Origin of the sequence: Streptomyces sp. NRRL F-5650 (genome assembly GCF_000721365.1) — a bacterium.
GTDB classification, from domain to species: domain Bacteria; phylum Actinomycetota; class Actinomycetes; order Streptomycetales; family Streptomycetaceae; genus Streptomyces; species Streptomyces ardesiacus.
In genome coordinates this window covers 1-24662 of record NZ_JOGV01000057.1, presented here as the reverse complement: position 1 = coordinate 24662, position 24662 = coordinate 1, and the positions used below count along the sequence as shown (strand labels likewise).

The following is a 24662-nucleotide window of genomic DNA, read 5'->3' as shown; positions in this document are numbered from 1 at the left end:
CTTCACCGGGCGTCGTCCGCGGGCACGGTGCGGCCCGCGTGCAGGGCGGCGGCCATGCGCATGCCCTCGGACCAGGCGACGGGACCGACCTCGCGCAGCGGGAGCCTGCGGCGGTCGTCCCCGTGGTGCCAGGTCAGACGGCCGGTCCACGCCTTCTCCTCCGTGTAGGGGTCGCTCATGCCGACCCGGGCGGTGACGGTGCGGCCGGCGTCCCGGACGCGGTCGACGACGCCGTTGCCGGAGACCCGGTAGCCGAGGGAGGTGGCACGGGCGGAGAGGTGGAACCACGAGCGGTACTCGGCGCCCTCGAACTCGGAGACCGAGTCGGCCCCGTCGTCCGTCCCGGCGGGCTTGAGCCAGGTGGCGCGGTGGATCTGCGCCACGCCCTGGACCACGCCCGCCTCGGCGGCGAAGGTCCGCAGTTCCTCCAGGTCGGGCAGGAGGACCGGGTGGGGCATGGTGACCGTGGGGGAGGTCAGCCGGACGGTCTCGCCGTCCAGGTTCACCACCCGCAGGCCCTCCGTCTCGTCGGCGTCGCGCAGGAAACCCGTCTCGCCGGGTCCGTCGCCGACGACGACGATGTCCCGCAGTGCCGCCCGCCACGCCTCGTCGGGCCACACCTGCGCCAGCAGCCCGGCCGGCACCGGCAGCGAGGACACCATCCAGGCGGCGACCTGCGCCGCGCACTCGGCGGCGTGCCGGTCGAGCCACTCGGCGAAGCGCTGGAGTTCGACCACCTCGGGACGGTCCCGTATCTCCGCGGGCAGGGTGCGCTCGTGCCCGCCCCGCGCCCGGGACTCCGCCGACGCGGTCCGCGCCACCACCCGGCCTTCCACCAGGGCGACTTCGTACTCGTCGCCCGCTGCCAGCCAACCCATCAGCTCTTCGCCTCTCGCCACCACTGGGAACACACGGCACAGCAGACGGGCCGAGCCGTGAACCAGCACGCTCTGCTGAGGTGTTGGCCAAAGACTAGGGGCGCCCACCGACAGTCCCCATCTCGTGCGGCGCGGTGCCTTTCGCGCCAGATTGGGCAGCGGCGGTTTTCGGCCGGGTCCGGCGGCGGCCGGGAACGGGGCCGCCGGACCCGGAGGGCGGGTGCACGGCCGGCTCCGGGGCACGGGACCCCCTCTTGGCCTGGGCGCCGGGGCCCGGGACGCGGGACCGGCCGTCGCACGCCGGTCCCCGCAGGCTCCCGCGCCGGCCGCGGACCGGTGCGTTATCCGCCCTTCTTCGTCGGGTCACCCGTCCCGCCCGTCCCTCTGCACTGCGTCGGCGACGGCGCATTGCCTCCGATGCCGTTCGCACGTGCGTACGCGTGGTGTTCCGCCGTCCCGGTGGGGGGCACATGGCCCGTGGCGCGGGGGCGCGCGCAACCGGCGGTCCGTACGGGACCGCCGCCGGACGATGAGGTGGGGGAGATGGTTCGTATTGTCGTGGTGCACGACGAGACACTGCTGCGGTCGGCGCTGGCGCAACTGCTCAGATCCGACGACACGCTGGACGTGTCCGCGCAGTGTCCCGACGCCGACGGTGGGGTGCGCGAGGCGCCGCCGTCGGACGTCTGCGTCGTCGACGGGGAGTGCCTGACGGGCCCGGACGGCGGACGCGCGGTGCGTCTGCGGGCCCGGTACGGGGACCGGCTCGTCGTGCTGGCGACCGCCAAGCGGCCGGGGGTGCTGCGCCGGGCGTTCGAGGGAGGCGCCCTCGGACTGGTCGACAAGAACGCCCCGGTCCACCGGCTGATCACGGCGGTGCACACCGTCGCCAAGGGCGAACGCTTCCTGGACGAGACGCTCACCGTGGCGCTGCTGGAGGGTGCGGAGATGCCGCTGACCACGAGGGAGCTGAGCGTACTGACCCTGGCCTCCCAGGGGGCGCCGATCGCCGAGATCGCGGCGCGGCTGCACCTCTCCCGGGGGACGGTCCGCAACTACATGGCCACGGCGATCCGCAAGGTGGGCGCCCGCAACCGGGTCGACGCGATCCGCATCGTCCAGAGCGCCGGCTGGACGTGAACGCCGTGCGGCGCCGCACGGCGGCGGCCCGCGCTCACGCCCGCCCGGACGGACGGGCACACCAGTGGCCCGTCAGGTCCCGGTAGAGCGGCGAACGGCCCAGCAGCTCGTCGTGCGTCCCGCACACGGCCCGTACGCCGTCCAGCACCAGGGTCCGGTCGGCACGGACCGCGGAGGAGAGCCGGTGCGCCACCACGAGCAGCGTTCCCGGCCGCGCCGCGAGGACCTCCTCGGCGCGGGCCTCGGACGCCGGGTCGAGGTGGCAGGTGGCCTCGTCGAGCAGCAGCAGGGGGGCGGGCGACAGGTGGGCGCGGACCAGCGCGACCAACTGCCGCTCTCCCGGGGAGAGTTCGGCGGGCCGCAGCTCCCCGTCCAGCCCGCCCAGGCGCTCGACCAGGGGCCGCAGGCCGAAGGCCCCCACCGCCGCGTCGACTTCCTCCCGGTCCGCGTCCGTCCTGAGGTACGCGAGGTTGTCGGCGACCGTGCCGGAGAAGACGTAGGCCTCCTGCGGGACCAGCACCCGCAGGGCGGCCAGTTGCGCGGCGGTGCGCCCCGCGACCGGGTTCCCGGCCACCCGCACCTCGCCGGCGCTCGGCGCGAGCGTGCCCGCGGCGAGGCGGGTGAGGGTGGACTTGCCGATGCCGCTCGGTCCGACGACGGCGAGGTGTTCCCCCGCGGCGACGCTCAAATCGAGCGCGTCCAGCACGGGCTCCGCCCGGGCGCCGTAGGACAGGGTGACGGAGCGCAGTTCCAGCGCCGGGACCGGGGCGTCCCGGTGGTGCGCCGGGCGTGCGCCCTGGACGGACGGCCGACCGCCGGGACGGTGGACGGACGGCCGACCGCCGGGACCGTGACCGGTGCCGAGATCGTGGCCGTGGCCATGGCCGTGGCCGTCCGCGGTGTCCGCTCGGGAGGCCGCCGCCCCCGGGGCGTCGGTGGGGTCCGGTTGCGGGCCCACGATCCGGTCGAGGACGACCAGCAGCCGGGCCCCGGCGGCCCCGAGCGCGGTCATCAGGCTGTGCAGGGCGGGCAGCAGGGACTGCACGAGGTAGGTGAACGCGCCCAGCAGCGCGCCCGCGCTCACTCCTCGCCCGCGCAGCCACTCCACCGCCACCAGCAGCGCGAGCACGGGCAGGTGGCCCGCGACGCCGAGTGCCGCCGTGCGCACCGCCGCCCACCCGGCCAGCGTCCGCGCCGCCGCGGCGGCGTCGGCCACCAGGTCCGCGCCGCGCCGTTCCGCCGCGGACCCGGTGCCGCAGGCGGTGAGGTCCCGCAGCGCGGCACGGGCGCGCGCCGCGTGGTCGCCCAGGGCCTCGTCGGCCGCCAGGGCCCGGCGCTGGGCGGCCGCCATGGGCCGCAGCGTGAGCAGGAACAGCGCGAGACCGGCCGCCAGCGGGGGCATCACCACGACGAGGAGGGCCGGGTGCAGGGACAGCAGGCCGAGCAAGGCGCCGGCGGCGGTGAAGACGAAGGAGCGCAGGGTGAGGACGAGGCCGGCGAAACTGTCCCGGGCGATCTCGACCTGGTTGGTCAGCCGTGACACGGCCGCCCGGTCCGGCCCGCCGGGGCCGCCCGCGGCCACCCGGACCAGGGACCGGTCGACCGCGCGCCGCACCAGGGCGTCGCGCAACGGCTCCGTCAATCCGGCGAGTTGCGCGAACACCCCCCGGACGACCGGCGCTCCGGTCAGTACGGCGGCCAGGGCGACCGCGAGCCACAGCAGCCCCCGGCGCGGGTCGCCGGCGAGGAATCCGTCGTCGACGGAGCGGGCGACTCCGTAGCCCACCAGGAACGCCTGCCCCGACTCCGCCAGCGACCAGAGCGCCAGCCGCAGCAGCACACCCCTGCGGCGGGCGAGGAAGCGCCGCGCGGGCGGCGCCAGCCGGCGCACCGCCCTGGTCCCGGCGTCCCCGGTACCCGCGTCGCCGGGTGCCTGCGCGCGGTGTCCGGCGGACGTCACGGGTGCGCCTCTTCCGGTTCCTGACGGCATGCGGAAGGTTCGGCCTCCCCCGCGCCCGGCGGTACGGGCCCGTCGGCCGGCGCCGCCGTCCCGGTGCCGTCGGCGTCCGCGCCCGCGCCAGCGCCGAAGACCGCCCGGTAGCCGGCCGTGCGCCACAGTTCGCGGTGCGTTCCGACCGCGCGCACCTCCCCGTCCTCCAGCCAGAGCACCAGGTCCGCCCGGTCCGCCACCGAGGGCCGGTGGGCGACCACGAGCCGGGTCCCGGGCCGGACCGAGCGGCGCAGCGCCAGGTCAACCTCGTGCTCCGTGGCGGTGTCCAGACTCGATGTGGCGTCGTCCATGACCAGCAGGCGTCCGGCGTGCGCGAACGCCCTTGCCAGGCCGAGCCGTTGGTGTTCCCCGCCCGAGAGGGGCGCCTGCGCCAGCGGTGTGTCGTAACCGTGCGGCAGACGGCGTACGAAGCCGTCGGCGCCGGCCGCGCGGGCCGCTTCCCGCACCTGCTCGCCGGTCGGCTGCCGCACCCCGCCCGCGACCGCCTCCGCGACCGTCCCCTCCCCCAGCACGGGGCGTTCGAAGGCGTAGGACACCTCGGTGCGCAACGCGTCGCGCGTCAGGCGGTCGAGCCGGACGCCGTCCAGCAGCACGTGTCCCTCGTCCGGGTCGACGAGCCGTCCCGCCACCGCCGCCAGCACGGACTTGCCCGCTCCGCCGCGTCCGACCACGGCGACCGTGCTGCCGCCCGGCACCCGCACCCCGTCGGCGCGCAGCACCTGCCTGCCGTCGCGCACCACGCGCACGCCGCGCAGTTCGACCTCCCCCGGCCCGTCCGGGGGCAGCCGTCGTGTTCCGTACGTGAGCGGTTCCATCCCCTCCAGCTCCAGGGTCCGGTGCCGGGCCTCGCGGGCCCGTACGATCCCGCCGAGCAGCGACGCGGCGGCGCCGACACCCGCGGTGAGCTGTGCGTAGCGGCCGGCGGCGAGCAGGCCCCCCACGCTCAGTTCGCCGGCCGCCAGGCGCAGTCCGCCGACGGCGGTGGCGGCCAGCGTCAGCAGCGGGACCAGGACACCGCTCCTGGCCAGCGCCCGTCCGTGCAGCGCCCACATGTGCCGGCCCCGGTCGGCCAGTTCCGCCAGCGGGGCGAGGACACGGGCGCGCTCCCGGCCGACGGTGCCGGCCGCGCCGATCGTGGCCGCGCCCTCCAGCGCCTCGAGGAGCCGCGAGGCGATCAGGGACTGCGTGCGCTGGTAGGCGGCGACCGTGGCGCCCGTGTCGCGTGCGAAGGAGCGCAGTACCAGGGCGAGGGCGGGCAGTCCCGCCAGCACGCAGGCCGCCACCCAGAGGTCGACGAAGGCCAGGGCCCCGAGGGCGCCCAGCGGGGTGATCAGTGAGGCCGCCAGTGCCGCCCGTGCCGCCGGGGCGCCCCCCGCGTCGGCGGCGTTGAGGGTGAGGCGGGTGCCTACGTCCCCCGGCGAGAGGGCGCGTGCGTGGTCGGGCACGGCGTGCAGCAGTCCGCGCAGGGCGCGCGCGCGGACGGCCGCCGTCCAGGTGGCGGTGCAGCGCCCGGTGCACAGGGAGGTCGCGCTGTCCAGCAGTACTTCCCCCAGGAGCAGCCCGGCGCTCAGCGGGAGCCACCACCCCGCGTCGCCGTCCCGCAGGAGCAGGTCCAGGGTGCGGCCGAGGACCAGGGGCTGGGCCACGGCCGCACCGGCCGCCGCGACCGAGCACAGCAGCACCAGTGCCTCCAGCGCGCGCCCGGGTGCCGGGCCGTCGGCCCCGTTCCGCTTCCCGGGCGCCCGCGGCACCGCCGGTCTTCTCGTTCGCACCTGCGAAACCTCCGTACGTCCGGGCAGGCGTCGGCGCCCCGGGCCGGAACCCGGGGCGCCCGCGCCCGGCGACATGGCTCACCGCGTCGCCGCGGCCGTCACCTTCTGCGTCAGTTACAGGTGGTGATGCTCAGGCTGCTGTCGCCGCAGAGCAGGAGGCTCGCGCGGCTGCCGGTCTCGACGTCCCCCATGGCCTCTTCCTTGGGGGTCTCCATCGACTGCAGGTCGAACAGGTTCATGACGACTTCCTTTCGTTCGGCAACGGGTGTGCTTTCTCACGACCCCGAGTGGGGCCGGGTCCGGGGGTGCCGCTTCGGCGCAGCGGCGGCAGGAACGGCAGCCCGACGGGCGCGTCGCCGAGGACGGAGGCGACGGCCAGCAGGCATCCGGCCGTTCCGGTGGAGAGGTCCATGGACAGGCGCATCATCTGCTCACCGGGGAAGGCCAGGCGGCCGCGGTAGGACATGGCGTGCCAGGACAGCGCGTCGAGCTGGCGCCGTACGGCGGCGGGGCCCGTGCCGGGCACCGCGGCGGTGGTGCGGCCGAGGTACAGCACCATTCCGGCCACGCCGCGGTACAGACCCGGCTGGGCGTAGAACATCGCCTGGGCGGCGGCCACGATCTCGTTCCTGGCCCGCTCGAACTCCTCGTCGGCCCGGTGCGCCAGGTAGTCGTCGAGGACCATGCCGATGCCCACGCTGCCGGCGCCGAGGTAGGGCATCGTGCGCCAGCCCTCGTCGACCTGCAGGGCGCCGCCCGCGCCGCGCACGCAGCGGGCGAGGTCCTGGCGCAGCGCGTCCCGGGCGAGGTCGAGCAGGGCGGTGTCCCCGGTGCGGGCGAACAGCCGCAGGAAGAGCAGCGCCCGGCCCGCGCCCCCGTACAGCAGCCCGGCGCGGACGCGTCCGCGGCCCGCGCGGTCCGCCGGTACTCCGTCGGCGGCCCGTTCGGCGCACCGCAGGGCCGCCGCGTGCGGTGCGGTCTCTCCGGTGGTGCCGGCCAGCGAGTCCAGGGCGAGGCCGAGGCCGGCGGTGCCGCTGTGCAGGTCGGGGCCCAGGTGGTCGAGGGGCTGGTCGAGGAGGAGTTCGGTCAGGTCGAGGGCCCGGTCGCGGTGGCCGAGGTGCTCCAGGGTCCAGGCGATCCCGGCGAGCCCGTCGTGGAAGCCGAGCGGCGTGCCCGAGGGCGGTTGGGCGGTCCGCTCCAGCAGCCACTGCTCGCCGTCCTCGTCCCGCCCGGCTCCGCTCTCGGCGAGGGCGTAGAGCACGCCCGCCGCGCCGTGGGCGAAGGCCAGCCCGCCGCCGGCGGTGGCGAACTGCGCGATGTCGCCCGGGAAGAGGCGGTCGGTGCGGGAGGGTGCGGCGGAGGCACGGATCGCCCCGGCCATGGAGTCCCGGCTGCGCGGCCAGTCGTCCGGCCGCACCGGCACCACCGGCCCGTGGGGCCGCCGCACCACTGCCCCGTGGGCCCGCCGCACCAACGGCCCCTGAGTCCGCCGCACCGCGGGTCCCGCGCTCCGAGGCTCCTCGGTACCGGCGGTCCCGGGCGTCCCCGCCCCGTTCGACCGCGGCACCGCCGCATCGGCGCCCGTTCTCGCCGTCGGGTCGCCGTCGACGCGCGTGATTTCTTCGACGGCCTCGTCCAGGAAAGCCCGGTCCACCGGGAACTGCTCCGCCGCCACCTCCGCGAGATGCGCCGCCTTGTTCCGGTCGACCGCCAGCAGGCTGGTGAGCGGCAGGAACAGCGCGAGCCGCAGACACGCCAGCGCGTACCGGTCCACCGCGACGCCGCGCCGGTCGGACGGCGCCACGAACCCCGGGTTGGCCACGGTCTGGCGTCCCGCTTCGCCGACGGGGTGGGCGGCCTCGAAGTCCAGCAGGGCGACGGTGCCGTCCTCCCGGACCATGATGTTGAACAGGTGCAGGTCGTTGAAGACGACGCCCCGGGCGTGGACCGCCTCGACGGCGCGCTCCACCCGCGCGTGGACGTCGAGGGCCCAGGCGGTGTACTCGGCCAGTCTCCGCTCCCCCGGGTCGGCCTCGATGAGCGGGTGGCGGCGGGCGAAGAACGTGTTGAGCGGCTTGCCGTCGATGTGCTCCAGGACGAGGAAGTGGTGGTCCCCGACCGTGAGGTGGTCGAGCACCTCGGGCGTGCACTCCAGGCCCGACAGCCGTTCCAGCGCCCGCCGTTCACGGTGCAGCCGGGTCACGGCGTCGGCGCCGTCGGCCGCGAGACCGGCGTGCGGACGCGCCTCCTTGAGGACGACACGCTCGCCGGTGCGGGTGTCGCGGGCGAGGTAGACGCCGCCGCCGTTGGAGAAGTGCAGCGCCGACTCGACGGCGTAGGGCATGCCGGTCACGGTCACCGCGGAGCGGGCGTCGAGGTGGGGGCGCAGGAAGGCGGGCGGGACGACCCAGTCCGGGACTCGGAAGACCGGCCCGCGGGGGTCGGGTACCAGCACGCCGTCGGGGCGGGCCACGGCCGGCCGCAGTTCGCCGTCCGCGTCGTAGCAGTCGCGGCGGGTGAAGCCGCCGTAGCGGACGTGCACCGGGCCGTCGCCGATGCGCAGGTCGCTGAGGATGTGCGGTCCGGGCTCGCCGGCCAGCAGGTCGGACAGCTCCCCCACGAGGCGTTCGAAGTCCGCCTCGTCGGCCGGGTACACGGTGACGAACTTGCCGCTGCCCGCCCGGTCGGCGTACTTGGCGTTGCGCTGGTGCAGCAGGTGGCGGCCGGGTACGAACTTGAAGGCCGTCCCGCCGGCGACGCAGTGCCGCCACACGCGGTCGAGCACCGACTCGGCGTTGTCGAGGCAGGCGGAGACGTGGATCTTCCAGCCCTGGTCGGGCAGGCGGGCGTCGGCCGGGCGCAGCGCGAGCCAGTCCCCGCTCTCGTTGCGCCGCCATCCCCGCGGCAGGGGCGAGCAGGCCGCGGCGTACCGGGGGCGCGAGGTGCCGGTCCGGTCCGCCGCACGGTGCGGGGCGTCGTAGAAGTACGGGTCCGCGTCGCAGTACACGGCGTAGCCCTTGTTCACGTCTTCTCCCCTCCCGCCGGTCGCTGACGGGGACGACCCGGTCGCTGACGGGGACGACGCTGTCACGCACCGTGCCGTGCCGCACAGTTGCCGCTGTCACCACTCCGGCGTGCGGAACGCACAGGTAACTTCGCGGGCGCAGGAGGGCGCGGGAGAGCGGAGCGGGAGGGTTCAGGCCCGTGACCCGCGGTCACTCGGCGGCGGGGACGGCCCTCAGGTGGGAGGCGGCACGCCGGGCACCAGACGACCGGTGCGCGGTGCGGCGCGGTTCCCGCAGGACGAGCGTGAGCCGGGTGTACCCGAGTTGCCGCAGCGCCCCGGGCGTCTCGACCACGACGCGGCATTCGGTCGTGCCCCGGCGGGGGTCGGGGTGGTGCAGCGGCCGTACGGCACCGTCGTGTTCGACGGCACGGGCGCCGACGGCACGGACCCAGTGCGGCAGGCCCTGGCGGTAGGCGGCCTCCATGAGCGGGTCCTGGGCGATGTCCCGGCGGACGGCCTGCAGGCCGGGGTCGTGGCCGTACCGCTCCAGGGTGGCGGCGAAGTGCGCCAGCATGGGCAGGCACCAGCTCGACTCGTGCTCGCCGAGGACGGTGGCGGCGTCCGGGTGGAAGAGGACGAACCTGAGGAAGTTGTCGTCCGGCATGGCCGTCGGATGCGGGCCCGCCCCCTGGAAGAGTGTCCGGAAGGCACCGTTGGCCAGGACCACGTCCCAGCGGTGGTCGACGACGAGGGAGGGATGGGGGACGGAGTCCAGGAGCGCGGTGTAGTCCTGGAGATAGGCCTGGGCCTCGGGGGTCGCGGGTCCGGGCCGCGGCGCCGACCGCTGCCCTCCTGCCTGAAATGCCATCGGGAGGTCACCCCTCTTGCCTATGCGGCCTTCTCGCGGCGTCCCGCATCCTGGCGTCCCGACGTGAGGCGTGTCAACTATCGTGGCATTTCGCGCATGTTGACGGCTGAAATAGGCCACAGTTGTGGCGATGCCTGGATGCGAGTTCGAGCGGCAGGCTACTCTCCGGGAAGTTCACGGCAACTGCTTGTGAGAAGCCTGTGAGGCCTGTGAGAGACGTAGGAGAGCTGTCGGTGACGGGTGGCTTCGAGGGTCCGGGCGCCACGCCGGCCACCACGCTGACCGCCGTCGTCGCCCGGGTCGGCGCCCTCGCGGACCGCCTCGGGGTGCCGCACACCGAGGTCTTCGACGTCGGCCGGCTCTCCGCCGCCTCCGGCGTCCCCGAGCCCGTCGTGGGGGCCCTGCTCGGCGGCCGGCCCGCGGGCGAGCCGGATGTGCAGACCAGGTTCGTGCAGCGTCTGGACCTGCTGCGGCGCACTCGGCTGAAGCCGAACGGCCGCAAGTACACCCAGCAGGAGATCGCCGACGGCGCGGGCATGTCGCGGCAGCAGGCGGGCGCGCTCATCAACGGCGACCGCCGTCCCACCATGGAGCACTGCGACGCCATTCAGCGCTTCTTCCGGGTGCACGCCGGCTTCCTCACCGCCGAGGACCCCGAGGCGCTCGCGGGCGCCCTCCAGCACACCGAGCAGGAACTGCTCCAGCAACTCGCCGACCGGGAGCGGGAGGCGGCCGCCGACGAGGACCCCTTGGAGCGGCTGCTCCAGGACCACGGGGTGCGCGGCATCGCGTGGCGGGCGGCGCAACTGCCCACCGACCAGCACCGCGACAAGGTCGCCGAGTGGCTGGACATGCTGCTGGAGAACGTGCAGCGCCCCGAGCCGTGAGCACGCCGGGCAGGGGCGCCGGTGACGGGCGCCGGGCACGGCCCGGCCGTGCGTCCGTCGCGCAGCCGACCGACCGGTGGTCCGAACGGTGCGGAGGGGGCCGCGCTCCAGGCGCGGCCGGGCGGGACTGTCAGTGGTGGGCGGCAAGCTGGGAGGGTGCCGTCGCCGTGCGGGGGCGCGTGACCGCTGACGTCGTTGTGGGGAGTGCCGACCGATGACCACCGCCGTACTGACCGACCGTGAACGCAGCGCCGTCCAGGCCTACTTGCGGCTCCTGCACACCGTGCGGGCCGGTCTGGACACCGGTCCGGGCCCGGGCGCCCCGCCCCGGCCGCCGCTCGTCCCGCCCTCCGTGCTGGCGGAGGCGGAGCAGGCCCTCGCGGCGGCGGGCCTCGCGGGGAACGAGGAGGCGTTCTTCTGGCTGCTGCGACAGTGGTGCCCGCGCACGTGACGGGCGCGGGCACCCGGACCGCCGGTCAGGGGTACGGGACCGCGACGGCCGTGGCGACCAGGCCGTCGCTGGCGGCCCAGCGGCCCTCGAAGCGGGCCAGGCGCCTGCCGCCCACGGTGGGTCCCGGCACCAGGAGGGCGGCGTGCAGGGTGCCGCGGCGCGGGTCGGCCGGGTCGTCGGCGTGGATCTCGATGTCCGCCTCCGAGAAGTCCAGCCACTGACCGGTGAGGGGGAACCACGCCTTGTAGACCGACTCCTTGGCGCTGAACAGCAGCCGGTCCCAGTGGACGCCGGGCCGGGTCTCGTCGAGCCGGCGCAGCCGGGCCGCCTCCGCGGGCAGGGCGATGGTCTTCAGGACGCCGTCCGGGAGCGGTCCGTCGGGTTCGGCGTCGATGCCGAGGGAGGCCAGGTCGGTCAGGCGGACCAGGGCGGCGGCGCCGTAGCCGTCGCAGTGGGTCATGCTGCCGGCGAGCCCGGCCGGCCAGCGCGGGGCCCCGCGTTCGCCGGTCGGCACGGCCTGCGGGGGCACGCCCAGCTTCTCCATGGCCCGGCGGGCGCAGGACCGTACGACGGTGAACTCCCGGCGCCGCTTGGCGACCGCCCGCGCGACGAACTCCTCCTCTTCCGGGAAGAGGGGCAGGTGTCCGGTCTCGTCGTGGCCGAACGCCTCGACGGCGACTACGGAGTCGGGCAGCAGTTCCTCGATCAACGGGTCACCTCGGGGCTGCTCGGCGCGGCGGACGCCACTCGGGAGGGCAGGATGCGGCGCAGCCGTCCGGGCGGCCCGGGCCACTTGCGCCATTCGCGCGGGTAGCCCACCGAGACCTCCTCGAAGCGGACTCCCTCGTGCCAGGTGGTGCGCGGGATGTGCAGGTGGCCGTAGACCATGGTCTCGACCCGGAACCTGCGGTGCCAGTCCGCGGTCAGCGAGGTGCCGCACCACTGGGCGAACTCGGGGTACCACAGGACGTCGGTGGGATGGCGGTGCAACGGGTAGTGGTTGACGGGGATCACCGGCAGCTCCGCGGGAATCTCGGCGAGCCTGCGCCCGGTCTCGGCCACCCGCGCCCGGCACCACGCCTCGCGGCTGGGGTAGGGGTCGGGGTGCAGCAGGTACTCGTCGTTGCACACGACGCCGGTGCGGTGGGCGTACGCCAGGCCCTCGGCCTTGGTCGCGCATCCCGGGGGCAGGAACGAGTAGTCGTAGAGCAGGAAGAGCGGTGCGACGACCACCGGGCCGCCCTCGCCCTCCCAGACGGGGTAGGGGTCCTCGGGCGTGGTCACGCCCAGCTCGCGGCACATCGCGACGAGGTGTTCGTAGCGGGCGACGCCGCGCAGGGCGACCGGGTCCCGGGGGTGCGTCCACAGTTCGTGGTTGCCGGGGACCCACACGACCCGGCGGAAGCGGTCCGCGAGGATTTCGAGTGCCCAGCGGATGTCGGCGACGGTCTCCGCCACGTCGCCGGCCACCAGGAGCCAGTCGTCCGCCGACTCGGGGCGCATCCCCTCGACCAGGGCCCGGTTCTCCGGGTACCCGATGTGCAGGTCGCTGACGGCCCAGACCCTGCCCGGTGCCACTGCCTTCGACGTCATCCCCGCCCTCCCCCGCCGACGTGTCCGGCGCCTCCGTCACGAGATCACATCGCCGCCCCGGTCACAAGGTGCCCCGGCGCCGTCCGCCCGCCCCGCCGGGCCCGCGGGCCGGTGTGCGGCGGGCCGGGGCATCCGTGTGAGGCGCGTTGCGCTCCGGGCCGCGCGTACCCCTATGATCGCCCCAACACCACCGCCACGCCCCATTTTTCGCGCAGAGCGGCCCGGTGTCCCTTTCGAACCCCTGGCCGGGCACGGCCCGCTCCGCCCTGCCCGCGAACCCTTGGAAGGCGGCTTGCATGGCTTCTCCCGTACGCGTCTGGCTCAACCGCACGTACGCGGAGAACGTCTTCTTCATGGACCAGTTGCGGAGAAATCCCGCCGACCGGGCCGTCGAGATCCATGCCACGCACGGCGACCCGGACTCCCCCGTACTGGCCGCCGCGGACACCGCCGATCTGGAGCCCGAGGGTCTCTCCCCGGCCGGTTACGTCGAGTTCGCCCTGGCGCAGTGCGCACGGCGCGGCATCGACGTGTTCGTGCCCCGGCTGCACCAGGCGGCGATCGTGGCGCACCGCGCCGAGTTCGAGGCCGCCGGTACGGCCCTGCTGGCCCCCTCGCCGGAGGCGGTGGCCCTGTTCGCCGACAAGGTGACCGCCTACGAGGCGGTCCGGGCGGTCGGCGTGCCGGTGCCGCCGTGGTGGCGGGTGCGCAGCGCGGAGGAACTCCTCCTCGCCGTGGAGGAACTGGAGGCCGGCGGCCACCGGGCGTGCTTCAAACCGGCGTCCGGCGCGGGCGGCGTGGGCTTCCGGATGGTCACGCGGGACCCCTTCTCGCTCGCGCACCTCAACGGCTTCCCGAGCCCGTCGGTGCCGCTGCCCCTGGTCCTCCAGGCGCTGCGGGCGGCCGAGGAGCCCGTGGACTGGCTGGTGATGCCGCGCCTGGAGCAGCCGGAGGTCTCGGTGGACTGCCTCACGGGGCCCGACAACCGGGTCCGGCTCGCCGTGGGCCGCACGAAGAACGGCCGCCGCCGGGGGTTCACCCTGCACGAGCGGTGGCTGGCGCCGGCGCGGCTCGTCGCGGAGGCGTTCGGGCTGCACCACCTGTCCAACGTGCAGTTCCGTATGTACGGCGACCGGCCCGTCCTGATGGACGTCAACACCCGCCCGGCCGGCGGCCTGCACCAGTTGGCGCTGTGCGGGCTCAACGTGCCGTGGGCGGCGGTCCGGCTGGCCCTCGGGGACGACCCGGGCGAGCTGGAGCCGCCGTTCCTGGGCCAGGACTACGCGGTGGTGTCGGGACCGCGCCCCCTGCTCCCGTCGTCCCCGCCCCACCGGCTCCCGGACCTTCCGGCCGTGCCGGCGCCCGCACCGTCGCCGGAACCGGCACGTCCGGCGGCCGCCGCCCAGGCACCGGCGACGTCCGCGCCGGCGGGGCTCACCTGAGGTAGGCCAGCCCCGGGTGCACCGCCCGGTAGGCGTCGACGAGGCGGCGCGCGACGCCCACCGAGTCGACGAGGGGGTGCAGGGCGAAGGCCCGTACCGCCACGGCGCGGGAGCCGGTCGCGGCCGCGGTCAGGACGTCGCGCTCGACGGACTTGACCGCGCAGACCAGGCCGGTGGCGTGGTCCGGCAGCGGGTCGACCGCCATCGGGTGGGCGCCGTTGGCGTCGACCAGGCAGGGGACCTCGACCACCGCGTCGTGGTCGAGCACGGAGAGCGTGCCGCGGTTGCGGACGTTGAGGATGAGGGTGGCGCGCTCGTCGCGGGCGACGGCGCGCATCAGCGCCAGCGCCACCTTCTCGTAGCCGCCGGACAGGTCCTCGGCCTCGCGTTCGCCCGCGCCCGCCGTCTCGCGGTTCTCGGCCATGTAGGTGGCCTCCCGCTCGGCGCGGGTGCGGTCCCAGGTGGCCAGCGCCGGGGCCCCGGGGCGGCGCATCTCGTCGTAGAAGCGGGCCTGCTGGTCGAGCAGGAAGGCGCCGCGGGTGAGTTCGGCCTCCTGGTAGGCGCGGACGGTCTCCCGGTTGAAGTAGTAGTAGTGCAGGTACTCGTTGGGGATCGCGCCGAGGGAGCGCAGCCACTCCGGGCCGAAGAGCCGGCCCTCCTCGAAGGAACCGAGCAGGTCCGGGTCGGCGAGCAGCCGCGGGAGTTCGTCGCGTCCCCCGACGCGCAGCCCGCGCAGCCAGCCGAGGTGGTTGAGGCCGACGTAGTCGACGAAGGCGCGGCCCGGGTCGGCGCCCAGCACGCGGGCGACGCGGCGGCCGAGGCCGACCGGCGAGTCGCAGATGCCGATGACCCGGTCGCCCAGGTGCCGGGACATGGCCTCGGTGACCAGTCCGGCCGGGTTGGTGAAGTTGATGACCCAGGCGTCCGGCGCCAGCCGGGCCACCCGGCGGGCGATGTCGACGGCGACCGGCACGGTCCGCAGCCCGTACGCGATGCCGCCCGCGCCCACCGTCTCCTGGCCGAGGACGCCCTCCGCGAGCGCCACCCGTTCGTCGTCGGCCCGTCCCCGCAGGCCGCCGACGCGGATCGCGGAGAACACGAAGTCGGCGCCGCGCAGTGCCTCGTCGAGGTCGGTCGTCGCGGTCACCGCCGGCGCGTCGGGCACGTCTGCCGCCTGCTCCGACAGCACTCTGGTCACCGCCGTCAGACGGGCCGCGTCGGTGTCGTGCAGGACGACCTCGGTCACCCGCCCCTCGGCGCGGTCCCCGAGCAGTGCCCCGTACACGAGCGGCACCCGGAACCCGCCGCCGCCCAGCATCGTCAGCCTCACGCCGTCCGCACCCTTCCGTCGCCGGGCCGCACCCTTACTCGGCCCGCACCCTTACTCGGCCCGCACCCTTACTCGGCCCGCACCCTTACTCGGCCCGCACCCTCGCTCGGCCCGCACCCTCGCTCGGCCTGCGCCTGCGCCTGCGCCTGCGCCTGCGCCTGCGCCTGCGCCTGCGCCTGCGCCTGCGCCGATCATGGCACGGCCGAGTGTCCGAGGGGGTGCTCCCCCCCCGGCGGTGGGGCCCCGGGAGCGGGACGTGCCCGGGCCGCCACCACGCCGGTCGGCGCGCGCGTCCGCGCCGGCGCCCCCTTGACGCCGGCCCCCGGCATCCCGCGGGCGCCGAGCCGACGGCCCGCCCCCGCCCCGCCGCCGGCCGAGATCCCGCCCGCGGTCCGTGCCCGCCCCTCCGACCGCCCGCCCTCCGGCCCGGCACTTTCGTGACGTTCGCGGCCTTCACGGGCTGAACTCCCCTGCGCGGTAAGGACTTTCTCGGCTTCACCTCTTGACGGCGACGACGACCGGGAGCACATTGGCGGCACTCTGAGAGCGCTCTCAACGCCAGCTCCTCCTCCCCCGAGCGCGCTCGGGCGCACCCGCTTCCCACCCCCGCACCGAGAGGCGACCCCCACATGAGTCAGACATCCGGCAACCCGCCCAGACGCCGGCCGCTGCGCCGGGCGCTGGTGGCCGTCGTCGGCACGCTCGGCCTCGCCGCGGCGGCGACGGCCGTGACGGGTCCGTCGGCGGGCGCCGCCGCGCCCCCGCCCCCGTCCGGCTGGACGCAGGTCTTCGCCGACGACTTCGACGGCGCGGCCGGCTCCGGCGTCAACACGGCCGACTGGCAGTACGACACGGGCACTTCGTACCCCGGCGGCCCCGCCAACTGGGGCACCGGCGAGATCGAGACGATGACCTCCTCCCCGAGCAACGTCTCGCTGGACGGCAGCGGCAACCTGCGCATCACCCCGCAGCGCGACGGCACCGGCAACTGGACCTCGGGCCGCATCGAGACCAAGCGCGCCGACTTCCAGCCGCCGGCCGGCGGCAAGCTGCGCGTGGAGGCCCGCATCCAGGTCCCGAACGTCACCGGCGCCGCGGCCAAGGGCTACTGGCCGGCGTTCTGGATGCTCGGCGCGCCCTACCGGGGCAACTACTGGAACTGGCCCGGCGTCGGCGAGATCGACATCATGGAGAACACCCAGGGCCTCAACACGGTCTGGTCCACCCTGCACTGCGGCACCTCGCCCGGCGGCCCGTGCAACGAGACCAGCGGCATCGGCGGCAACGCTCCCTGTCCCGGCACCACCTGCCAGGCGGGCTTCCACACCTACCGGGTCGAGTGGGACCGCTCGACGAGCATCGAGGAGATGCGCTTCTCCGTCGACGGCACCACCTTCCACACCGTCCGCGCCAACCAGGTGGACGCGACGACGTGGGCGAACGCCACCAACCACGGGTACTTCGTCATCCTCAACGTGGCGATGGGCGGCGGCTTCCCGGACGCCTTCGGCGGCGGCCCGGACGGCGGCACCCAGCCCGGCCACTCCATGCTCGTGGACTACGTCCAGGTGCTGTCGGCCGGCGGGGGCGGTACCACGCCGCCGCCGACCGGCGGTGACCGTGACGCGTACGGCACCATCGAGGCCGAGTCCTACGACGCCCAGTCCGGCACCATGACCGAGTCCACGTCCGACTCGGGCGGCGGCCGCAACCTCGGTGCCCTCGCCAACGGCGACTGGGCGCAGTACAAGGGCGTCAAGTTCGGTTCGAGTCCCGCCACCCAGTTCAAGGCCCGGGTGGCCAGCGGTGCGCCCGCCGGGGTCAGCGGACTGGTCGAGGTGCGCCTGGACAGCCGTACGAGCACGCCGATCGGCAGCTTCGCCGTGGGCAACACGGGCGGCTGGCAGTCGTGGCGCACGATCCCGGCGAACATCTCCTCGGTGACGGGCACCCACGACGTCTACCTGACCTTCACCAGCGGCCAGGGCGCCGACTTCGTGAACGTGAACTGGTTCGGCTTCGGCCGCTGAGCCGCGAACGACCCCCCGCAGGAGGGCGAAGGGGCTCCACGCGACCGTGGGGCCCCTTCGTCGTGCGCGCGGCTGTCAGCGCAGCTCCGCGCGGAAGGCCGCCGGTGTCTGGTCGGTGTGCTGCTGGAAGAACTTGGAGAAGTTCGCCGCGTCCGGGAAGCCGACCGCGGCGCCGACCCGGCCGATCGGCATGTCCGTGTGGGCGAGGAGCCGTTTGGCCTCCAGGACGACCCGCTTGTCGATGAACCCCTTGGGCGTCTCGCCGGTGGCGGCCCGCACCGCGCGTACCAGGGTGCGGCGGGAGTAGCCGAGCGCGTCGGCGTAGGCGCTGACGCTGTGGTTGGTGGCGAAGCCCCGCTCGACGGCGTCCCGGAAGAGGGTGAAGGTGCTGTCCTGCGGCGCGTCCGCGCGCCCCTCCGGTGCCGAGCCGGCCGCCAGGTGTGCCAGGCGCAGCAGGAACGCGGAGAGCGTGTGGCGCAGCACGGCGGTGTGCAGGCTCAGCGGGAGGGTGGTCGCGTCCTCGTACTCGCGCCGCAGTTGGCCGAGGGCCGCCGTCAGCGCGGCGAGGCGGGCCTCGTCGGGGTGGAGCAGGGGCGGCAGGTCGTAGCGGTAGAGGCCGGTGGCCTCGACGGTGGCGCGGGGCAGGAATCCGGGCTGCATGGTGAGGACCGTTCCGCGGTACTCGCCCTCGGGCGCGAAGCGGTGGACCTGTCCGGGACGGATCCACAGCAGATCGCCGGCCGACGCCTCGTACTCGGCGAAGTCGATCATGTGACGGACCGGACCGCCGGTGAAGAGCATGACGGTGTGGAAGTCGATGCGGTGCACGCGGTGCAGCGGGGCGTGCGCGTGCCAGGTCCGGCCGGCACCCATGGGCCCGACCTGCATGCCGACACCGAGGAGGCTGAGATCGACCGGGAAGGGGAACGTCCTGATGCCCTCGCCGCTTCCTCCGCCGGCACCCCGGCCGCCCTCGCCGTCTTGGTGGTGTTCGTCCGCCATGTCCTTCTCGCGCCGTCCCGCCCGTCCGCCGCGCGGCCGGGGCGTGTCCCAGTTTCACCACAGGCTGGCACACCACGACCTTCACTCCAAAAAGTCAGACTTTTAGATTTGAACGCGTCAGACCAGCCACTCCGCTCCGATCGAGGATTTCTTGAAGATGAGCACGCAGGCGAGCAAGCAGACGGTGGACAGCGCGGACCGCTTCGAATGGACCGAACTGGACCGGCGTGCCGTCGACACCGCCCGGATCCTCGCGGCCGACGCCGTGCAGAAGGTGGGCAACGGTCACCCGGGGACGGCCATGGCGCTCGCCCCGGCCGCGTACACGATCTTTCAGAAGGTGATGCGCCACGACCCCGCCGATCCCGAGTGGACCGGCCGTGACCGCTTCGTCCTCTCCCCCGGCCACACCTCGCTGACCCTCTACACCCAGCTCTTCCTCGCCGGGTACGAGGTGGAGCTGGACGACCTCAAGGCCTTCCGCACGCACGGCTCCAGGACGCCGGGCCACCCCGAGTACGGGCACACGGCGGGCGTCGAGACCACGACCGGTCCGCTGGGCCAGGGCGTGGCCAACGCGGTGGGCATGGCGATGGCCGCCCGCTACGAGCGCGGCCTGTTCGACCCGGAGGCGCCCGAGGGCGAGTCCCCCTTCGACCACACGATCTGGGCGATCGTCAGCGACGGCGACCTCCAGGAGGGCGTCTCCGCCGAGGCGTCGTCGCTGGCCGGTCACCAGAAGCTCGGCAACCTGGTCTTCCTCTACGACGACAACCACATCTCCATCGAGGGCGACACCGCCACCGCGTTCTCCGAGGACGTGCTGAAGCGGTACGAGGCCTACGGCTGGCACACGCAGCGCATCGAGCCCGCCGAGAGCGGCGACGTGGACGTGCACGCGCTGCACGCGGCGCTGACGGCGGCGAAGGCCGAGACCGGCCGCCCGTCGATCATCGCGATGCGCACGATCATCGCCTGGCCCGCCCCGAACGCGCGGAACACCGAGGCCTCCCACGGCTCCGCCCTCGGCGCGGACGAGGTCGCCGCCACCAAGCGCGTCCTCGGCTTCGACCCGGAACGGTCCTTCGAGGTGGCCGACGAGGTCCTCGCCCACACCCGCCGGGCCCTGGACCGGGGCGCCGAGGCGCACGCCGCCTGGGACAAGCGGATCGCCGCCTGGCGCGACGCCGCCCCCGAGCGCGCGGCGCTCCTCGACCGGGTGCTCGCCGGCCGGCTGCCCGAGGGATGGCAGGACGCCCTGCCGGTGTTCGAGACCGGCAGGTCGGTCGCCACCCGCGCCGCCTCCGGCAAGGTGCTCCAGGCACTCGGCCCGGTCCTGCCCGAACTGTGGGGCGGCTCCGCCGACCTGGCCGGCTCGAACAACACGACCATCGACAAGACCTCCTCCTTCCTCCCGGCGGACAACCCGCTCCCCGGTGCCGACCCGTACGGCCGCACCGTGCACTTCGGCATCCGCGAGTTCTCCATGGCCGCGGAGATGAACGGCATCGCCCTGCACGGCAACACCCGTGTCTACGGCGGCACCTTCCTGGTCTTCTCCGACTACATGCGCAACGCGGTCCGCATGTCCGCGCTGATGCAGTTGCCGGTGACGTACGTGTGGACGCACGACTCCGTCGGCCTGGGCGAGGACGGGCCGACCCACCAGCCGGTCGAGCACCTGGCCTCGCTGCGCGCCGTCCCCGGCCTGAACGTGGTCCGCCCGGCCGACGCCAACGAGACGGCGACCGTGTGGGCCGAGATCCTCCGGCGCCACTCCACCCACCCGGCCCCGCACGGCCTCGCCCTCACCCGCCAGGGCGTGCCGGTCTACGCGCCGAACCCGGACGCGGCGCGCGGCGGGTACGTCCTGGCCGACGCGTCCACCGGCGCCCCCGACGTCGTGCTGATCGCCACCGGCTCCGAGGTGCAGCTCGCGATGGCCGCGCGGGAGGCGCTGGAGGCCGAGGGGACCGCCGCGCGGGTGGTGTCGATGCCGTCCGTGGAGTGGTTCGAGGAGCAGCCCCGCGCCTACCGCGAGAGCGTGCTGCCGCCGTCCGTGCGGGCCCGGGTGGCCGTGGAGGCCGGGATCGCCCTGACCTGGCACAGGTACGTCGGGGACGCGGGCCGCATCGTCTCCCTGGAGCACTTCGGCGCCTCCGCCGACGCGAAGACCCTGTTCACCGAGTTCGGCTTCACCGCCGAACACGTGGCCGCCGCCGCCAGGGAGTCCCTGGCCGACGCCCGCGGCTGAGCCCACCCCTGCGAAGCAGAAAGAGAAGATGATCACTGTGACCGAAGCAACCGCCACCGCGGGAGCACTGCGGCGCCTGGCCGACCAGGGCGTGTCCGTCTGGCTGGACGACCTGTCGCGGCGGCGGATCGAGTCCGGCAACCTCGCCGAGCTGATCAGGACGAAGAACGTCGTCGGCGTCACCACCAACCCGTCGATCTTCCAGGCCGCCATAGGCTCCGGCGAAGGGTACGAGGAGCAGCTCGCCGACCTGGCCACCCGGGGCGTCACCGTCGACGAGGCGGTCCGCATGATGACCACCGCCGACGTCCGCGCCGCCGCCGACGTGCTGCGCGGGGTGTACGACGCCACCGGCGGCCGGGACGGCCGGGTGTCCATCGAGGTCGACCCGCGGCTGGCCCACGACACGCGGGCCACGGTCGCCGAGGCCAAGCAGCTCGCCTGGCTGGTCGACCGCCCCAACGTGATGATCAAGATCCCGGCGACGCAGGCCGGTCTCCCGGCGATCACGGAGGTCGTCGGCGCCGGGATCAGCGTCAACGTCACGCTGATCTTCTCCCTGGAGCGCTACCGCGAGGTCATGGACGCCTACCTCGCCGGCCTGGAGACGGCGCGGGCGGCCGGCATCGACCTGGCCGGCGTCCACTCGGTCGCGTCCTTCTTCGTCTCCCGCGTCGACAGCGAGATCGACAAGCGCCTGACGCTGCTGGGCACGGACGAGGCGCTCGGCCTGCGCGGGAAGGCGGCCCTCGCCAACGCGCGGCTGGCCTACGAGGCGTACGAGAACGTCTTCGCGGGCGACCGCTTCACCGCCCTCGCGGCGGCCCGCGCCAACCCCCAGCGTCCCCTGTGGGCCTCCACCGGGGTGAAGGACCCGGCATTCCGGGACACCCTGTACGTGGAGGAGCTGGTCGCTCCCGGCACCGTGAACACGATGCCGGAGGCCACCCTGGACGCCACCGCCGACCACGGCGAGGTCCGGGGCGACACGGTCACCGGCGGGTACGCCCAGGCCCGGGCCGACCTCGCGGCGGTGGAGCGGCTCGGCGTGTCGTACGACGAGGTGGTGGAGCAGTTGGAGCGAGAGGGCGTGGCGAAGTTCGAGGCGGCCTGGGACGACCTGCTCGCCGCCGTGACGAAGTCCCTCGACGGCAAGGGAGTTGACGGGGAATGAGCGAGGAGCTTCCCCCTGGGGCGGCCCAGGAGACCAAGGCGTCCAAGGAGGCCAAGGAGACCCGGACGGCCCGGGAGGCGGCGGGGCCGCTGCACGCCGAGGAGGCCGAGGAGGCCGGCGCCGCCGGTGCGGCGAAGGCGTCCGGGCCGTCGAAGGCTCCCCGGAGCGCGAAGAAGGGCGGGACGGCCCGTGCCGCCAAGGGGGCGAAGGGCGGGGGCGCGGCCGGGAAGGGCGTGGAGCCGGTGGCACCGCTCGACTGGAGCAACCCGCTGCGCGATCCCCGGGACCGGCGGCTGCCCCGCATCGCGGGCCCCTCCGGGCTGGTCATCTTCGGCGTCACCGGCGACCTGTCCCGCCGCAAGCTGATGCCGGCCGTGTACGACCTGGCCAACCGCGGCCTGCTGCCGCCGGGCTTCTCGCTGGTCGGCTTCGCCCGCCGGGACTGGGAGGACCAGGACTTCGCCCAGGTCGTGCACGACGCGGTCAAGGAGCACGCGCGCACGCCGTTCCGCGAGGAGGTCTGGCAGCAGCTCTCCGAGGGCATGCGGTTCATCCCGGGCGACTTCGACGACGACCAGGCGTTCGAACAGTTGCACGACGCCGTGGAGGAGCTGGACGCCTCCCGCGGCACCAGCGGCAACTACGCCTTCTACCTCTCCGTGCCGCCGAAGTTCTTCCCGAAGGTCGTGCAGCAGCTCAAGAAGCACGGCCTGACCGACGCGCCGGACGGCTCCTGGCGCCGTGCGGTGATCGAGAAGCCGTTCGGCCACGACCTCGGCAGTGCCCGCGACCTCAACGCGCTGGTGCACGAGGTCTTCGACCCGGAGCAGGTCTTCCGCATCGACCACTACCTGGGCAAGGAGACCGTCCAGAACATCCTGGCGCTGCGCTTCGCCAACACCATGTACGAGCCGATCTGGAACCGGTCCTACGTCGACCACGTGCAGATCACGATGGCCGAGGACATCGGCATCGGCGGCCGGGCCGGCTACTACGACGGCATCGGGTACGCGGGCGGCTGGCAGGGCGGCGCGCAGGTGCCCGGCTACCTGGAGGAGGAGGGCATCGACCCGGCCTCCACCACCGACACCTACGCGGCCATCAAGCTCGGCATCGACAACCGCCGCTGGGCGGGCGTCCCCTTCTACCTGCGCACCGGCAAGCGCCTGGGCCGCCGCGTCACCGAGATCGCGGTGGTCTTCCAGCGGGCCCCGCACTCCCCCTTCGACTCCACGGCGACGGAGGAGCTGGGCGAGAACGCCATCGTCATCCGCGTCCAGCCCGACGAGGGCATGACGGTGCGCTTCGGCTCCAAGGTGCCGGGCACGTCGATGGAGATCCGCGACGTGTCGATGGACTTCGCCTACGGCGAGTCGTTCACGGAGTCCAGCCCGGAGGCGTACGAACGGCTGATCCTGGACGTCCTTCTGGGGGACGCCAACCTGTTCCCGCGCCACCAGGAGGTGGAAGAGTCCTGGCGGATCCTCGACCCGATCGAGGAGTACTGGGCCTCGCACGACAAGCCCGCGCAGTACGCGTCGGGCGGCTGGGGACCGCGGGAAGCGGACGAGATGCTCGCACGAGACGGACGGAGCTGGCGCAGGCCATGAGGATCGACCTGACCGACACCACGGCAAGCAAGATCAACAAGGCGCTGGTGCAGGGCCGCCGGGCGATCGGCACCCCGGCCGTGGGCATGGTGCTCACCCTGGTCATCGTCACCGACGAGGAGAACGCCTACGACGCGACCAAGGCGGCCGAGGAGGCCTCCCACGAGCACCCCTCGCGCACCCTGGTCGTCATCAAGCGCCACCCCCGCAACCTGCGCGACCGCACCCGCTCGCACCTGGACGCCGAGGTCCGGGTCGGCTCCGAGGCGGGCACCGGCGAGACCGTCGTCCTGCGCATGTACGGGGAGGTGTCCGAGCACGCCGACTCGGTGGTGCTGCCGCTGCTGCTGCCGGACGCGCCGGTCGTCGTGTGGTGGCCGGTGGAGGCGCCGGACAACCCGGCGAAGGACCCGCTGGGCGCGCTGGCCCAGCGCCGGATCACCGACCTGTACACGGTGGAGCGGCCGATGGAGGCCCTGGAGCGCCGGGTCCGTGCCTACGCCCCCGGCGACACCGACCTCGCCTGGACCCGGCTGACACTGTGGCGTTCCATGCTGGCCGCGGCCCTGGACCAGGCCCGGGTGCCGGTGACGTCGGCGGTCGTGGAGGCCGAGGCGGACAACCCGGCCGCCGAGCTGCTGGCCCGCTGGCTGGAGGCCCGCCTGGGCGTCCGCGTGGACCGCGTGATCACCGACGGGCCGGTCGTCACGGCCGTCCGCCTGGGCACGGCGAACGGCGAGATCGTCGTCGACCGCCCGGAGGGTCCGCTCGCCACGATGACCCTGCCCGGGCAGCCCCCGCGCTCCGTCGCCCTGAAGGTGCGCCCCACCTCCGAACTGATCGCCGAGGAGCTCAGGCGCCTCGACGCCGACGAGATGTACGCCGTCGCCCTGCGCGGCGAGGCCGGCAAGGAGAACCCCGTCCATGTCTGACACCCCCAGGCTCGACCGGCGGCCCGAGTGGACCGCGCTCGCCGAACACAGCAAGGGCCCGCTGTCCCACCCGGACCTGCGTGAGCTGTTCGCCCGGGACCCCGGGCGGGCGGAGCGGTACGTGGTGCGCGTGGGCGACCTGCGCATCGACTACTCCAAGCACCTCGTCACGGACGAGACGCTGCGGCTGCTGCGTGAACTGGCCGCGGCGACCGATGTGTTCGGGCTGCGGGACGCCATGTTCCGCGGTGAGCGCATCAACATCACCGAGGACCGGGCCG

The 24662-nt window shown here is 74.5% G+C and carries 19 protein-coding genes and 1 pseudogene; 10 read left to right on the top strand and 10 right to left on the bottom strand.

Features of this window, described 5'->3' with window-relative positions:
• Nucleotides 1–2: 2 nt before the first annotated feature.
• Nucleotides 3–878, bottom strand: a complete 876-nt coding sequence (locus tag IG88_RS0133740; protein WP_031049496.1) for a DUF4132 domain-containing protein — start codon at nt 876–878, stop codon at nt 3–5.
• Between the two features lie 534 nt (nt 879–1412).
• On the opposite strand from IG88_RS0133740, the gene IG88_RS0133735 reads away from it, so the two are divergent.
• On the top strand, nt 1413–2018 hold the full coding sequence (locus IG88_RS0133735; protein ID WP_158854163.1) for a response regulator transcription factor: 606 nt from the start codon (nt 1413–1415) through the stop codon (nt 2016–2018).
• A gap of 34 nt (nt 2019–2052) precedes the next feature.
• Here IG88_RS0133735 and IG88_RS0133730 read toward each other — a convergent pair whose 3' ends face one another.
• From IG88_RS0133730 to IG88_RS0133710, 5 genes are all read right to left on the bottom strand, one after another.
• The gene (locus tag IG88_RS0133730; RefSeq protein ID WP_051852175.1) at nt 2053–3978 is read right to left on the bottom strand and encodes an ATP-binding cassette domain-containing protein; all 1926 of its coding nucleotides are present in this window, start codon (nt 3976–3978) and stop codon (nt 2053–2055) included.
• Nucleotides 3975–5876 (bottom strand): ABC transporter ATP-binding protein, encoded by a 1902-nt coding sequence (locus IG88_RS0133725; protein WP_078861688.1) that lies wholly within the window; start codon nt 5874–5876, stop codon nt 3975–3977. Before IG88_RS0133725 ends, IG88_RS0133730 begins: the two co-directional genes overlap by 4 nt.
• A gap of 35 nt (nt 5877–5911) precedes the next feature.
• Nucleotides 5912–6040, bottom strand: coding sequence for a SapB/AmfS family lanthipeptide (locus IG88_RS0133720; protein ID WP_003972313.1), 129 nt, complete (start codon nt 6038–6040; stop codon nt 5912–5914).
• Entirely contained in the window at nt 6037–8826 is a 2790-nt protein-coding gene (lanKC, locus tag IG88_RS0133715; RefSeq protein WP_031049485.1) for a class III lanthionine synthetase LanKC, read from the bottom strand. Before lanKC ends, IG88_RS0133720 begins: the two co-directional genes overlap by 4 nt.
• Before the next feature lie 190 nt (nt 8827–9016).
• Complete coding sequence (locus IG88_RS0133710; protein WP_031049482.1) at nt 9017–9676, bottom strand: hypothetical protein; 660 nt, start codon at nt 9674–9676, stop codon at nt 9017–9019.
• 233 nt (nt 9677–9909) lie between these two features.
• Here IG88_RS0133710 and IG88_RS0133705 point away from each other — a divergent pair, with 233 nt between their 5' ends.
• On the top strand, nt 9910–10563 hold the full coding sequence (locus IG88_RS0133705; RefSeq protein ID WP_031049480.1) for a helix-turn-helix domain-containing protein: 654 nt from the start codon (nt 9910–9912) through the stop codon (nt 10561–10563).
• A gap of 214 nt (nt 10564–10777) precedes the next feature.
• On the top strand, nt 10778–11014 hold the full coding sequence (locus tag IG88_RS0133700; RefSeq protein WP_031049479.1) for a hypothetical protein: 237 nt from the start codon (nt 10778–10780) through the stop codon (nt 11012–11014).
• A gap of 25 nt (nt 11015–11039) precedes the next feature.
• Here IG88_RS0133700 and IG88_RS0133695 read toward each other — a convergent pair whose 3' ends face one another.
• Both IG88_RS0133695 and IG88_RS0133690 read right to left on the bottom strand, forming a co-directional pair.
• A complete protein-coding gene (locus IG88_RS0133695; protein WP_031049476.1) occupies nt 11040–11723 on the bottom strand; it encodes a 4'-phosphopantetheinyl transferase family protein in 684 nt (227 codons plus the stop codon).
• A complete protein-coding gene (locus IG88_RS0133690; protein WP_031049475.1) occupies nt 11720–12607 on the bottom strand; it encodes a metallophosphoesterase family protein in 888 nt (295 codons plus the stop codon). Before IG88_RS0133690 ends, IG88_RS0133695 begins: the two co-directional genes overlap by 4 nt.
• Before the next feature lie 296 nt (nt 12608–12903).
• On the opposite strand from IG88_RS0133690, the gene IG88_RS0133685 reads away from it, so the two are divergent.
• Entirely contained in the window at nt 12904–14049 is a 1146-nt protein-coding gene (locus IG88_RS0133685) for an ATP-grasp domain-containing protein (RefSeq protein ID WP_031049474.1), read from the top strand.
• Here IG88_RS0133685 and IG88_RS0133680 read toward each other — a convergent pair.
• Entirely contained in the window at nt 14042–15379 is a 1338-nt protein-coding gene (locus IG88_RS0133680; protein WP_031049473.1) for a 6-phospho-beta-glucosidase, read from the bottom strand. The genes IG88_RS0133685 and IG88_RS0133680 overlap by 8 nt on opposite strands.
• A gap of 629 nt (nt 15380–16008) precedes the next feature.
• Between IG88_RS0133680 and IG88_RS0133675 the strand changes: the two genes are divergently transcribed.
• Nucleotides 16009–17409 (top strand): glycoside hydrolase family 16 protein, encoded by a 1401-nt coding sequence (locus IG88_RS0133675; protein ID WP_031049471.1) that lies wholly within the window; start codon nt 16009–16011, stop codon nt 17407–17409.
• Between the two features lie 75 nt (nt 17410–17484).
• Here the strand turns inward: IG88_RS0133675 and IG88_RS0133670 are convergent, their stop codons facing one another.
• Nucleotides 17485–18411 carry a helix-turn-helix transcriptional regulator gene (locus tag IG88_RS0133670; RefSeq protein WP_031049469.1) on the bottom strand — a complete coding sequence of 309 codons (927 nt, stop codon included), beginning with the start codon at nt 18409–18411 and terminating at the stop codon, nt 17485–17487.
• Nucleotides 18412–18568: 157 nt separating this feature from the next.
• Between IG88_RS0133670 and tkt the strand changes: the two genes are divergently transcribed.
• From tkt to IG88_RS39425, 5 genes and pseudogenes are all read left to right on the top strand, one after another.
• Nucleotides 18569–20665: a transketolase gene (gene tkt, locus IG88_RS0133665; RefSeq protein WP_031049468.1), complete on the top strand. Its 2097-nt coding sequence runs from the start codon at nt 18569–18571 to the stop codon at nt 20663–20665.
• 28 nt (nt 20666–20693) lie between these two features.
• Entirely contained in the window at nt 20694–21839 is a 1146-nt protein-coding gene (gene tal / locus IG88_RS0133660) for a transaldolase (RefSeq protein WP_031049466.1), read from the top strand.
• Nucleotides 21836–23449, top strand: a complete 1614-nt coding sequence (locus IG88_RS0133655; protein WP_031049465.1) for a glucose-6-phosphate dehydrogenase — start codon at nt 21836–21838, stop codon at nt 23447–23449. Before tal ends, IG88_RS0133655 begins: the two co-directional genes overlap by 4 nt.
• Entirely contained in the window at nt 23446–24381 is a 936-nt protein-coding gene (gene opcA / locus IG88_RS0133650; RefSeq protein WP_031049463.1) for a glucose-6-phosphate dehydrogenase assembly protein OpcA, read from the top strand. The genes IG88_RS0133655 and opcA overlap by 4 nt, the downstream gene beginning before the upstream one ends.
• Nucleotides 24374–24662 (top strand): annotated as a pseudogene (locus IG88_RS39425) (glucose-6-phosphate isomerase); the annotation flags it as partial. The gene opcA and the pseudogene IG88_RS39425, both read left to right, overlap by 8 nt.

What these genes read in the sequence shown, in the direction of transcription:
- IG88_RS0133740 (WP_031049496.1), bottom strand. Translation starts at nt 878, where the DNA reads ATGGGTTGGCTGGCAGCGGGCGACGAGTACGAAGTCGCCCTGGTGGAA.
- tal (WP_031049466.1), top strand. Translation starts at nt 20,694, where the DNA reads ATGATCACTGTGACCGAAGCAACCGCCACCGCGGGAGCACTGCGGCGC.
- tkt (WP_031049468.1), top strand. Translation starts at nt 18,569, where the DNA reads ATGAGCACGCAGGCGAGCAAGCAGACGGTGGACAGCGCGGACCGCTTC.
- IG88_RS0133710 (WP_031049482.1), bottom strand. Translation starts at nt 9,676, where the DNA reads ATGGCATTTCAGGCAGGAGGGCAGCGGTCGGCGCCGCGGCCCGGACCC.
- IG88_RS0133720 (WP_003972313.1), bottom strand. Translation starts at nt 6,040, where the DNA reads ATGAACCTGTTCGACCTGCAGTCGATGGAGACCCCCAAGGAAGAGGCC.
- IG88_RS0133655 (WP_031049465.1), top strand. Translation starts at nt 21,836, where the DNA reads ATGAGCGAGGAGCTTCCCCCTGGGGCGGCCCAGGAGACCAAGGCGTCC.
- IG88_RS0133700 (WP_031049479.1), top strand. Translation starts at nt 10,778, where the DNA reads ATGACCACCGCCGTACTGACCGACCGTGAACGCAGCGCCGTCCAGGCC.
- IG88_RS0133670 (WP_031049469.1), bottom strand. Translation starts at nt 18,411, where the DNA reads ATGGCGGACGAACACCACCAAGACGGCGAGGGCGGCCGGGGTGCCGGC.
- IG88_RS0133690 (WP_031049475.1), bottom strand. Translation starts at nt 12,607, where the DNA reads ATGACGTCGAAGGCAGTGGCACCGGGCAGGGTCTGGGCCGTCAGCGAC.
- IG88_RS0133685 (WP_031049474.1), top strand. Translation starts at nt 12,904, where the DNA reads ATGGCTTCTCCCGTACGCGTCTGGCTCAACCGCACGTACGCGGAGAAC.
- IG88_RS0133725 (WP_078861688.1), bottom strand. Translation starts at nt 5,876, where the DNA reads ATGTCGCCGGGCGCGGGCGCCCCGGGTTCCGGCCCGGGGCGCCGACGC.
- opcA (WP_031049463.1), top strand. Translation starts at nt 23,446, where the DNA reads ATGAGGATCGACCTGACCGACACCACGGCAAGCAAGATCAACAAGGCG.
- IG88_RS0133675 (WP_031049471.1), top strand. Translation starts at nt 16,009, where the DNA reads ATGAGTCAGACATCCGGCAACCCGCCCAGACGCCGGCCGCTGCGCCGG.